The 10,724-nt window shown below is 63.0% G+C and carries 11 protein-coding genes and 1 pseudogene; 6 read left to right on the top strand and 6 right to left on the bottom strand.

Features of this window, described 5'->3' with window-relative positions; genetic code table 11:
* Positions 1–72 precede the first annotated feature (72 nt).
* Positions 73–201 (top strand): annotated as a pseudogene (locus M653_RS1000000138185) (hypothetical protein); the annotation flags it as partial.
* 12 nt (positions 202–213) lie between these two features.
* On the opposite strand, the gene M653_RS0130665 reads toward M653_RS1000000138185, so the two are convergent.
* The 5 genes from M653_RS0130665 to ehuB are packed head-to-tail and all read right to left on the bottom strand — an operon-like array spanning position 214 to position 4,025.
* Positions 214–945: a GntR family transcriptional regulator gene (locus M653_RS0130665; protein ID WP_027146716.1), complete on the bottom strand. Its 732-nt coding sequence runs from the start codon at positions 943–945 to the stop codon at positions 214–216.
* The gene (gene ehuA / locus M653_RS0130660) at positions 942–1,721 is read right to left on the bottom strand and encodes an ectoine/hydroxyectoine ABC transporter ATP-binding protein EhuA (protein WP_027146715.1); all 780 of its coding nucleotides are present in this window, start codon (positions 1,719–1,721) and stop codon (positions 942–944) included. The genes M653_RS0130665 and ehuA overlap by 4 nt, the downstream gene beginning before the upstream one ends.
* Positions 1,718–2,377: an ectoine/hydroxyectoine ABC transporter permease subunit EhuD gene (ehuD, locus tag M653_RS0130655; RefSeq protein WP_027146714.1), complete on the bottom strand. Its 660-nt coding sequence runs from the start codon at positions 2,375–2,377 to the stop codon at positions 1,718–1,720. The genes ehuA and ehuD overlap by 4 nt, the downstream gene beginning before the upstream one ends.
* Positions 2,374–3,102, bottom strand: a complete 729-nt coding sequence (gene ehuC / locus M653_RS0130650) for an ectoine/hydroxyectoine ABC transporter permease subunit EhuC (RefSeq protein ID WP_032936524.1) — start codon at positions 3,100–3,102, stop codon at positions 2,374–2,376. Before ehuC ends, ehuD begins: the two co-directional genes overlap by 4 nt.
* A 53-nt stretch (positions 3,103–3,155) precedes the next feature.
* Positions 3,156–4,025: an ectoine/hydroxyectoine ABC transporter substrate-binding protein EhuB gene (ehuB, locus tag M653_RS0130645; RefSeq protein ID WP_027146712.1), complete on the bottom strand. Its 870-nt coding sequence runs from the start codon at positions 4,023–4,025 to the stop codon at positions 3,156–3,158.
* Between the two features lie 333 nt (positions 4,026–4,358).
* On the opposite strand from ehuB, the gene M653_RS0130640 reads away from it, so the two are divergent.
* From M653_RS0130640 to M653_RS01000000134085, 5 genes are read left to right on the top strand one after another with little or no spacing between them, the layout of a single operon-like run.
* Positions 4,359–5,507, top strand: a complete 1,149-nt coding sequence (locus M653_RS0130640) for a Xaa-Pro peptidase family protein (RefSeq protein ID WP_027146711.1) — start codon at positions 4,359–4,361, stop codon at positions 5,505–5,507.
* 9 nt (positions 5,508–5,516) lie between these two features.
* Complete coding sequence (locus M653_RS0130635) at positions 5,517–6,773, top strand: sarcosine oxidase subunit beta family protein (RefSeq protein WP_027146710.1); 1,257 nt, start codon at positions 5,517–5,519, stop codon at positions 6,771–6,773.
* A gap of 14 nt (positions 6,774–6,787) precedes the next feature.
* Positions 6,788–7,054: a sarcosine oxidase subunit delta gene (locus tag M653_RS0130630; protein ID WP_027146709.1), complete on the top strand. Its 267-nt coding sequence runs from the start codon at positions 6,788–6,790 to the stop codon at positions 7,052–7,054.
* A complete protein-coding gene (locus M653_RS0130625) occupies positions 7,051–10,005 on the top strand; it encodes a sarcosine oxidase subunit alpha family protein (RefSeq protein ID WP_027146708.1) in 2,955 nt (984 codons plus the stop codon). The genes M653_RS0130630 and M653_RS0130625 overlap by 4 nt, the downstream gene beginning before the upstream one ends.
* Positions 9,998–10,543 (top strand): sarcosine oxidase subunit gamma family protein, encoded by a 546-nt coding sequence (locus M653_RS01000000134085; RefSeq protein ID WP_051442889.1) that lies wholly within the window; start codon positions 9,998–10,000, stop codon positions 10,541–10,543. Before M653_RS0130625 ends, M653_RS01000000134085 begins: the two co-directional genes overlap by 8 nt.
* 1 nt (position 10,544) lies before the next feature.
* On the opposite strand, the gene M653_RS1000000137475 is transcribed toward M653_RS01000000134085, so the two are convergent.
* The coding region (locus M653_RS1000000137475) for a hypothetical protein (RefSeq protein WP_027146707.1) at positions 10,545–10,724 on the bottom strand (180 nt) is incomplete at its 5' end.

Raw genomic sequence — 10,724 nt, 5'->3', positions numbered from 1 at the left:
ACCTCCAAAAATCAGCGTTGAATCTGATTTGCCCTTCCTTGGGAATCCCAACCCGTTAAATCGTCACTACGCCCTAGGGTAATCGCATCGCCCCGCAGCAATGCTGGTTCCGCAGCTGTCCTATCCAGGGTTCACATGATCGCCGATGTCGCCGCGATCATCGGATCCCTCGACATCGTGTTCGGCGAGATCGATCGCTGATCAATGAGCGGATCACTTGGCGCTGTCTGAAGCGGTGGCCTCACCGACATGGCGCATCATGCGGCGAAAGCTCATCGAGATATGAGCGCGCCTTATGTGGCCGATCGATTCCCAATCTCCGATTTCCGCCGCGGCAAGGACTTCCTCCATCTCCCGGCGGAAGGCAGTGAATTCTTCGACAAGACCCAATTGCGGCATCATCTTCAGAACGACCCGCGCCACCTGAAAATACAGGCGCTCGCTGATCTCGCGCAGTGGCTGATTGCCAGTCATCGCGGTAAGTTCGTAGAAGAAATCCATGTTAAGGCGAAGGAAGGCGCGCTGGTCGGGGTTGAGAATATCGGAATCACAGCGCGTGATGAGCGCTCGAATCCGATCGAGATCCTCCGCTGTGCGCGGGATCGGCGAAAGCTTGCCGACGAGGAGCGCCAGTTCCAGCCTCAGGTGATAAACCTGCTGCAATTCCTCGATATCGACATCGGTGACGATCGTGCCGACGCCGTGGACGGATTGGACGAGACCCTCGGATTCGAGGCGCGCCAGCACACGTCGAACCGGTGTCCGGCTGATCTCGAATTCCTGAGCCAGCTCTTCCTCGGAAAGATGGCTTCCCGGTGCATAGTCGAGCAGACAGATGCGGTCGCGCAAGATGCGGTAGATGCGCTCGAACCGCTCGCGTGCCGAAAGCGGGCGCGGCTGCGGGTCGGCTGCTACCATGGGCGCGGCATCCGTCTCAAGCGTCATCCAGCCTCCAGGACAGCGTGCAGGAACTGCCGTGTTCGTTCATTCTTTGGCGCTCCGAACAGTTCGCCTGGCGGCCCCTGCTCGCAGATCTTGCCTTGGTAGAAGAAGCAGACGCGATCGGAAAATTCCTTGGCGAAGCCCATCTGATGGGTGACCATCAGCATGGTCAGATCGTGCTCGCGACCGATCTGCCTTATCACCTGCAGCACTTCGCCGACAAGCTCCGGGTCGAGCGCCGAGGTTACCTCGTCGAACAGCATGATCTTGGGCCGCATGGCCAGCGCCCTGGCGATAGCCACGCGCTGCTGCTGACCACCAGACAACTGAGACGGGTAGTGGTCCTTCTTCTGGGATAGCCCGACCAGGTCGAGAAGCTCGGCCGCCCGTGCTTCTGCTTCCGTCCGCTTCATGCCGAGCACCGTCATCGGCGCCTCGATGCAGTTGGCCATTGCCGTCATATGCGGGAAGAGATTGAAGGACTGGAACACCATACCGATCTTCGCCCTGATGCGGCGAATATGGGCAAGGTCGGCAGGCACGAGTTTGCCGTTCTTCTTCATGTGGGTCAGCGGCTCGCCCTCGACCCAGATGACGCCATCGTTGATCGTCTCCAGCGTCATCAGCATGCGCAGCACGGTCGTCTTGCCGGAGCCGGACGGGCCGATGACGGAGACTTTTTCGCCACGCGCGATTTCAAGATTGAGCTCGTCGAGAACGGTCAGCGCGCCGTAGCGTTTCGAGACATTTTCGAAACGGACCATCGGTTGTTCGGTCATCGCATGGTCCTCCGGTTGAGCAGGCGTTCGAGAGCGCGGATGAGCGCGGCTGAAACCAGGCTCATGGCAAGGAAGAACAGGCCGACCAGCGTTATCGGCTCGGTGTAGCGGAAGGTGTCGGAGCCGATGATCTTGGCGGTCTGCATCAGCTCCATCACGGCGATCGCGGAGAGCAGCGGCGTCTCCTTGAACAGGGCGACGAGGTAATTGCCAAGAGCCGGAACGATCGGCGGGATCGCCTGCGGAATGATAATGTCGCGAAACGTCGTCCAAGCCGAAAGATTGAGCGCGATCGAGGCCTCCCACTGGCCTCGATGGATGTTGTCGAAACCGGCGCGATAAACCTCGGAGCAATAGGCGGCGTAGTGGATGCCAATGGCAAGCACCCCGGCGGTGAAGGCATCGAGCACCAGGCCAAACTTCGGGAAGACGAAGTAGATGAAGAATATCTGGATGAGCAGCGGTGTCGAACGGATCAGCTCGACCAGCACCGAAATCGTCCAACCGGTCCATGGCACGGCTATGCGCACAACCGCCAGCACCAGGCCGAGGGTGGCGGCCAGAACGAAGCCGATCAGCGTCGCCTCGACGGAGACGATTGCCGCGTGCGCCAGCACCGGCAGGATTTCGAGGGTGAAGCTCCAGTCCCAGATCATGCTGCCTTCCCCCGCGCCAAACCGGCCGATGCGCGTCTTTCGAGAAGCCGCATACCGATCGTGAGGACCAGCGACATCACGAGATACATCAGCAGGACGAGGGTGAAGATCGGAATGGTCTTGAACGTATTCTGGTTCATCTGTTGCGCCTTGAAGGCGAGATCCGCCAGGGTGATCAGCGAGACCAGCGACGTCGACTTGAGAAGCTCGATGAACAGATTACCCCAGGGCGGTATCATGGCGACGACGGCTTGCGGCAGGATCACTCGCCGCAGCATCTGGGCACGGCTCATATTCAACGCCGTGCATGCCTCCCACTGGCCGCGAGCGACAGACAGGATCGCGCCGCGCACCACCTCCGATCCGTAGGCACCGACGTTCAGGCCGAGCGCAACAACCGCCACCAGAAACGCATTGAGCGTGACGCCGAATTGTGGCAGCACGAAAAACAGCCAGAAGAGTTGCACCAGCGCCGAGGTGCCGCGAAAGATCTCGACATAGACAGTTGCCAACCATCTGAGCGGCGCCGGGCCATAGAGCCGGGCGAGCGCGGCAAGCACACCCATGATAACCGCGAGCAGGCTGCCAAGGATGGCGATCTCGATTGTCAGAACCGCCCCTTGCAGCAGGCCGGGCAGAAAAAGGCTGTAGGCCTGCTGGGTCGCCAGGACACCGATGACCGCGAGAGCAGCCGCCAGCATCGCCACAAGCGTGCCAATTCCCATCTGCGCCTCCAAAAAAGAGGCGGCGCCTTCGCGCCGCCCAGCAGTTGGGAACCCTATTTCCCGGCGCAGAGATCCGCGGTGGTCTTGTTCGGCAGGTAGTCCTTGCCGAAGCCCAGCGGCTCAACCAGGGCGAGATGCTCAGGTGAGCCGAGGAATTTCTTCAGCTCGGCATTGAAGGCTTCCTGCAGATCGGTGTCTTCCTTGCGGAAGCCGAAACCGCCATGGCCTTTCACCGATTTGCCGGCCACCTCGCCGAATGGCTTGGTCGATTCCACGCCGTCGGCCTTCTTGGCCATGTCGGCGATCGAAAGCGCAGTCAGCGCGGCAGCGTCGGCGCGGCCCGACTGGACTGCGGCGACCAGGCTGGACTGGTCGGGCAAAGCGACGATCTGCCCGGCGGCGACGCCGGCGTCCTTGGCATAGCCGCCTTCGACGGCGCCGGCCATCACAGCCAGCTTGAGATCCGGATTGTCCTTGATGCTGGAATAGTCCTTCACGCCCTTGGGGTTGCCTTTGGCCACCAGCATGGCCTGGCCAATACCATAGGACGGCTCGGAGAAATTGATCTCGGCACAGCGCTTGGAGTTGATGAACATGCCGGCCGCGATGATGTCGAAGCGACCAGCCTTGAGACCCGGGATGAGCGAGCCGAATTCGGTCAGTACGCCGTCGACCTGCGGGATGCCCATCTTGGCGAGCACCGCCTTGGCGACTTCCGGCGCCTCGCCGGTCAGCTTGCCGTCGGGCGTGGCGAAACCGAACGGTGCCTCGTTGGCGAAGCCGACGCGGATGTAGCCGTCCTTCTTGGCCCGTTCGAGGGTGGTCTCCGCATGGGCGGGCAACGACGCCAGTGACGTTGCGGCAAGTGCAAGACAGGCGGCCGCCTTGACCACGACACGACGCGATATCGATGATTTGAACATGCTTTTCTCCCGTTGAACTACCGATGATGGTTCCCAGCGCAACGACCTTCTTCGAGGCTGAAACGCGCTTGACCAGACGTATACAACTGCCTTAGAGATTGTGCAAGCAAAGACAGGGAATTCTGCGAAACTTGGCCGAATACAAGCCAAGCTTCCGTCGAGATGTGCACAATTTAGGCAAATTTGGCCAACTCAGTAGGACGACAGCAGAAGGCAGGCGTGACGAACGCGGGAACATTCACGCAACCGGAGTAATCGCGGCGGGGGGAAGCCGGACCTGCCGAAAGACCATGACGGCGACAAAGCCGGCAACAGCACGCATGAGGATGCCCGATGGACCGCAATCCCTTCTCCGAAACCGAAATCGCCGGCCGCCTCGCAAGGATCCGCAAAGTCCTGGCCGAGCGCGAACTCGACGCCGCTGTCTTCGCTTCGCCGGAGAACGTCTTCTATCTTACCGGGCTCGACCACTGGGGCTATTTCGCCCCTCACCTGCTGATCGTGCCGCTCCAGGGAAAACCTGTCCTCGTCACCCGTTCGATGGAAAGGGTGACAATCGAGAAGCAGGTGACGGCGGCGGAATTCCGCGGCCATTCCGATAGCGAAACAGCGGCTGATCTTGCCGCGCGTGTGTTGGCGGAACTCGGCCTCTCCGGCAAGCGGCTCGGCCTTGAATACTGGACGGCGGGCTTGAGTCATGGGCTTGCCGTGGCCTTGCAGACGCAAGTCGATGCCAAGTGGAGCGACGTTTCCGGCCTGGTCGACAGGATGCGGCGGGTGAAGAGCGCCGAGGAACAAGCCCTGATGCGGCTGGCCGCAAAAGTGACCGACGCCGCCGCCGGAGCCGCGATCGCGGCGATTTCGGACGGCGCCGCCGAACAGGAGGTCGCCGCCCAATGTGTTTCGGCGATGATCCGCGCCGGCGGCCATGCGCCAGGCTTTGGCCCTTTCATCCGCCCGGCAGCGCGACTGGGCGAAGAGCACACGACTTGGGGCGACGGTATCTACCGCAAGGGCGAACCGGTCTTCGTCGAACTGTCCGGCTGCATTTCGCGCTACCACGCACCGCTCGGCCGGCTTGTCCGTATCGGCCACATCAGCGACGAGGACGCCAGGATGGCCGAAGTGACCGCCAGGGCGTTCGACGCGGTCGTCAAGGCGCTGCGTCCGGGGGCCAAGGCGCGCGACGTCTATGCCGCCTGGCAGGCTGTCGCCGACGACGCCGGGCTTTCCCACTATCGCCGCCATCACTGCGGCTATCTCGTCGGTGCCGGCCAGCCGCCATCATGGACCGGCGGCAATTCGGTGACCGGGCTCCGGCACGATTCTGATCTCGAAATCGAGACGGGGATGAGCTTCCACATCCTGTCCTGGCTGATGGGCACGGGGAGTGGTGACGACTTCATCTCCAACACTGTGCTTTTGACCGATGCGGGCGCCGAAGTGCTGACCCGCACTCCGACCGGCCCGATCGTTCGGTAGGCCGCGCGCATGGCACCCTATTCGGCATTCTCGATTTTCCGCAATGCGCTGTCCGGCCAGAAGAACTGGCAGCGCGCCTGGCGGGCGGCGGAGCCCAAACCGTCTTACGACGTGATCGTCGTCGGCGGTGGCGGACACGGCCTCGCCACCGCATTCTATCTCGCCGAAAACCACGGCGTCCGCAATGTCGCCGTCCTGGAGAAGGGTTATATCGGCGGCGGCAATGTCGGCCGCAACACCACCGTCATCCGCTCCAACTACCTGCTCGACGGCAACACCCAGTTCTACGAATTCTCGATGAAGCTCTGGGAGGGCATGTCGCGGGCGCTGAACTTCAACGTCATGTTCTCGCAGCGCGGCCAACTCGTCACCGCGCATTCAGCCGACCAGCTCGACGGCTTCAGCCACCGCGCGAACATCATGCGTCTGAACGGCATCGACGCCGATATTCTCGATCGCGACGACGTGCGTCGGCTGGTGCCCTATCTCGATTTTTCCGACACGGCCCGCTTCCCGATCCATGGCGCCATCTTCCAGGGCCGCGCGGGCACGGCGCGCCATGACGCCGTAGCCTGGGGCTATGCGCGCGCCGCCGATGGCCATGGCGTCGACATCATCCAGAATTGCGAAGTGACGGACTTTATCCGCGATGGCAACGGGATCGTCGGCGTCGAAACGACGAAAGGGCGGATCGGAGCAGGCAAGGTCGGGCTCGCCGTCGCCGGCCATACATCCACGCTCGGCGCCAAGGCCGGCCTTGAACTGCCGATAGAAAGCCATGTCCTGCAGGCCTTCGTCACCGAACCGCTGAAGCCACTGGTCGACCATGTCGTCGCCTATGGCGCCGATCATTTCTACGTCAGCCAGTCGGACAAGGGCGGGTTGGTCTTCGGCGGCAATCTCGATGGCTACAATTCCTACGCCCAGCGCGGCAATCTCGGCGTCGTGCGCGAAGTGGCGGAGGCGGCGATCGCACTGATGCCTTGCATCTCGCGCATCCGTCTGCTGCGTCATTGGGGCGGCGTCATGGACATGACACCCGATGCCAGTCCGATCATCTGCCCAACGTCGATCGACGGCCTCTATCTCAACGGCGGCTGGTGCTATGGCGGCTTCAAGGCGACGCCGGCTTCTGGCTGGTGCTTCGCCCATACCATCGCCACCGGCAAGCCGCATCCCTTGGTCGCTGCCTACGGGCTCGACCGCTTCCGGACTGGCCGCACGCTGGACGAGGCCGGCGCTGGCCCCTCCGCCTGGCTGCAATAGGAGGCTGGAAGAAAATGCTGCGCTTCGAATGCCCGTGCTGTGGTCCGCGTGACCATGACGAATTCCGCTATGGCGGCGATGCTTCCGTCAGGCGTCCGGCGCATGACGATCCCGACCCGGAGGCCTGGTATGCCTATGTCTATATCCGGAAAAACCCGGCGGGCCTTCATCGCGAATTCTGGCAGCACGTGACCGGCTGCCGCCAGTGGCTGGTGGTCGAGCGCGACACGCGCAACCACGTCATTTCTTCGGTCGCCTTCGCCAGGACGTCGCAAGCATGAATGCTCGGAACAAGCGGCTGCCAGAGGGCGGCCGCATCGATCGCTCCCATTCCATCGAATTCAGCTTCGACGGCAAAGGACTAGCCGGATATCGCGGCGACACGCTTGCATCCGCATTGCTCGCCAACGGCGTCACCCTGGTCGGGCGCAGCTTCAAATATCATCGTCCGCGCGGCATTCTTTCCGCCGGGCCGGAGGAGCCGAACGCGCTGGTCACGCTCGGAACTGGCGGCAGGCGCGAGCCGAACCTGCCGGCAACGATGCTGGAACTTGGCGACGGCATGGCCGCGGAAAGCCAGAACCGCTGGCCGTCGCTCGCCTTCGACGTGCAGAGCGCCAACGGTCTGTTCGCGCCGTTCCTTTCGGCCGGCTTCTACTACAAAACCTTCATGGGTCCGACGCGGCGTTCCTGGAAGATCTACGAGCATTTCATCCGCAGGGCGGCGGGTCTGGGCCGGGCCGGTACCGAGCCGGATCCCGATCGCTATGAGGTTCGTCATGCCTTTGCCGATGTTGCAATCATCGGCGCCGGTCCGGCAGGACTATCGGCGGCGCGCGCCGCCGCCGCGGCCGGCGCACGGGTCGTGCTGATCGAGCAGGATTTCCTTCTCGGCGGCCAGCTTCTGGCCGAACAGTCCGACGGCGTAGCCGCCTCATGGCTGGGCCAGGTCGAAGCCGAACTGGAGAGCTTCGAAACCGTCACGTTGATGAAGCGGACCAGCGCTTTCGGCATCTACGACGGCAATGTCATAGGCCTGATCGAACAACGCAACCAAGACCGTCCGCCGTATTCGGGGCAAGCTCGGCAGATAGTCACCATGCTTCGCGCCCGCTCGGTCGTTTTCGCCACCGGCGCCATCGAGCGTCCGATGGTGTTCCCGAACAACGACCTGCCCGGCGTCATGCTTGCCTCCGCCGCCCGAATATATCTCAACCGTTTCGCTGTTCTGCCGGGCAGGAAAGTTATCGTCGCCACCACCAATGACGGCGCTTGGCGCACGGCCTTCGACCTCGCCGAGGCCGGCGCGGAGGTGACGATATCAGACCGGCGCACCACTATCCCTCCGGCGCTTGCCGTGGAGGCCACACGCCTCGGAGTCGCGGTGCGGACCGCAACACGCATTCTCGACCTGCGCGGAGGCCATTGCGTGAAGCGCGCAACGCTCAAAGGACCGGACGGCCGATTCGAGGCTGCCTGCGATCTGGTCTGCGTGTCCGGCGGCTGGTCGCCGACCGTGCACCTCGCTTCGCATCTGGGCGTCAAGCCTCGATATCGCGAAGACATCGGCGGCTTTGTGCCAGGTGCGTTTCCGGCCAACCAGTTCGGCGCCGGCGCGATGATGGGACTCCATGCGACCGCCGATGCTAACGAGGACGGCCATCGTGCTGGCATCGAAGCGGCATCCTTCTGTGGCAAGTCGGCGCCAGTACCAGCTCCTTCGAAGCTCGATCTTGGCGAAACCGTCACGACCCCGTTTCGCGAAGTCCCGTGCGCCCAAGGCGGAAAAGCGTTCGTCGATTTCCAGATGGATGTGACGACAAAGGACATCGAACTCGCCCACCGCGAAGGCTATGAGTCGATCGAGCATCTGAAGCGATACACGACGCTCGGTATGGGGACCGACCAAGGCAAGACCAGCAATTTTCCGGGGCTGTCCGCGATGGCCGCTTTGCGCGGCGCAACAATCCCCGAGACCGGCACCACGACCTTTCGCCCGCCCTTCACGCCGGTCGCCATCGGCGCGCTCGCCGGTCGCGCCACCGGCCACCATTTCAAGCCGTTCCGCCGCACGCCGATGCATGACTGGCATTTGGCGAACGGCGCGGAGATGCTTGACGTCGGTCTGTGGATGCGGCCCTGGTTCTATAGGCGGTCCGGGGCCGACGTGAACGAAGCCTATGTCGCCGAAATGCGGCATGTGCGCCAGGCTGCCGGCTTGATGGACATCTCTACCCTGGGCAAGATCGACGTCCAGGGCCCTGACGCCGCAACGTTCCTCGACCGGATCTACGCCAACGGCTTCGCCAAGCTTAAGGTCGGCCGCGCCCGGTACGGCGTCATGCTGCGCGACGATGGCATTGTCTTCGACGACGGCACCACGACGCGGCTGGCGGAAAGCCGGTTCTTCATGACCACGTCGACCGCCAGGGCCGCCGACGTGCTGTCGCGGCTGGAATTCCTGCTGGATACCGCATGGCCGGAACTGCGCGTCTCGGTTTCCTCGGTGAGCGACGAATGGGCGGCAATGTCGATCGCTGGACCGGAGGCTCGTGCGATCCTTGCGGCGGCGTTTCCGTCGCTCGACGTTTCCAACGAAGCGCTGCCGCATATGGGCTCGTACGAGGGCGAATGGCGAGGCCGCGCGCTGCGTATCCTGCGTCTCAGCTATTCCGGCGAGCGCGCCTATGAAATCTATGTCGGCGCAACCGCCGGTGAACAGCTCTGGAGCTGCTTGCTCGAAGCGGGCGGACCGCTGGAGTTGAAGCCCTACGGCATCGAGGCGCTCGGTGCGCTGCGTGTCGAGAAAGGCCATGTCGCGGGACCTGAAATCGATGGGCGCACGACGCTCGACGATCTCGGCCTTGGCCGTATGGTCGGCAAGCGCAGCGGCTTTGTCGGCGATGTGCTGCGGCGGCGCCCTGCCCTGCTCGCGCATGACCGGCAACGCCTGGTCGGACTGGAATGCATGGAGGACGGAAAGCGGCTGCGCGGTGGCTCCGTCCTGTTCCGGCCGGGCGAGAAAGCAACCGGTCATGGGTGGGGGCGCGTCACCTCCGTCACCTTCAGCCCCGAACGTGACCGCTATATCGGGCTGGCGCTGCTTGCCGGCGACCTCGCGACCGAGGGAAGCGAGGTCGTGGCCGTCTATCCCATGAAGGCCGAAACCGTGCGAGCCCGCGTCGTCTCGCCGATATTTCTCGATCCGCAAGGAGAACGGCTGCGTGGCTAGCTCGGATTTCACCCTTTCCGTGGCCGATTGCCCGCTCATCCAGGTCGAAGGCTGGGACGGAACGCTGAGCCAATTCGAATCGAGCCTTTCGGCGTCGCTCGGTGCAAAACTTCCCGCCTCGGTCGGAGAGACGGTTCGCCACCAGAGCCTTCTCGTCATCCGCATTGCACCTCGCCGCCTGTGGCTGGCGCTCGACGACGGGACGCGGGCGCCGACTCTCGCGATCGATCCGGATCTCGGCTGTTCGGTTTGTCTTGGCGAAGGTCGCGTGCGGTTCGGCCTGGCCGGGCTCGATATCTCGAGCGTTCTCTCAACCTGCATGGCCGTCGACTGGCATGCGCCGGCCGCCGCTCCGGGCCGGGCCGTGCAGACATCCTTCCACCATGTACCAGTGCTCTTGCTGCGTACCGGCGAGACCGCATGCGACCTCATTGTGCCGCGAACCTTCTCTCGCAGTCTCCATGATTGGATTACGGACCACCAGGCCAGTACAGAAAACTCCTTGAATCATGCCGGCGGTAACACCCGGATCGGTTAGATCATCCGTCCTCGGCTGCATTTGGCTGCATTTGAAGGGAAAGGCTCAGCCTCGCCAGTTTTTTGCCCTTCTCATCCCGGACCTGAATGAACAATTGCTGGCCGTCGAGATCCTTCAGGGATTCTCTGGCCAAGTCGATCAGGCCTTCCATGGCCTCACGACGTGCTGCCACGATCCCATC

The organism is Mesorhizobium sp. WSM3626 (assembly GCF_000513935.1).
In the GTDB taxonomy this organism is placed as follows: Bacteria; Pseudomonadota; Alphaproteobacteria; order Rhizobiales; family Rhizobiaceae; genus Mesorhizobium; species Mesorhizobium salmacidum.
This window is presented reverse-complemented; position numbering and strand designations above follow the sequence as displayed.

Coding starts and splice junctions, on each gene's coding strand:
- M653_RS0130665 (WP_027146716.1), bottom strand. CDS start 945: ATGACGCTTGAGACGGATGCCGCGCCCATGGTAGCAGCCGACCCGCAG.
- ehuA (WP_027146715.1), bottom strand. CDS start 1,721: ATGACCGAACAACCGATGGTCCGTTTCGAAAATGTCTCGAAACGCTAC.
- ehuD (WP_027146714.1), bottom strand. CDS start 2,377: ATGATCTGGGACTGGAGCTTCACCCTCGAAATCCTGCCGGTGCTGGCG.
- ehuC (WP_032936524.1), bottom strand. CDS start 3,102: ATGGGAATTGGCACGCTTGTGGCGATGCTGGCGGCTGCTCTCGCGGTC.
- ehuB (WP_027146712.1), bottom strand. CDS start 4,025: ATGTTCAAATCATCGATATCGCGTCGTGTCGTGGTCAAGGCGGCCGCC.
- M653_RS0130640 (WP_027146711.1), top strand. CDS start 4,359: ATGGACCGCAATCCCTTCTCCGAAACCGAAATCGCCGGCCGCCTCGCA.
- M653_RS0130635 (WP_027146710.1), top strand. CDS start 5,517: ATGGCACCCTATTCGGCATTCTCGATTTTCCGCAATGCGCTGTCCGGC.
- M653_RS0130630 (WP_027146709.1), top strand. CDS start 6,788: ATGCTGCGCTTCGAATGCCCGTGCTGTGGTCCGCGTGACCATGACGAA.
- M653_RS0130625 (WP_027146708.1), top strand. CDS start 7,051: ATGAATGCTCGGAACAAGCGGCTGCCAGAGGGCGGCCGCATCGATCGC.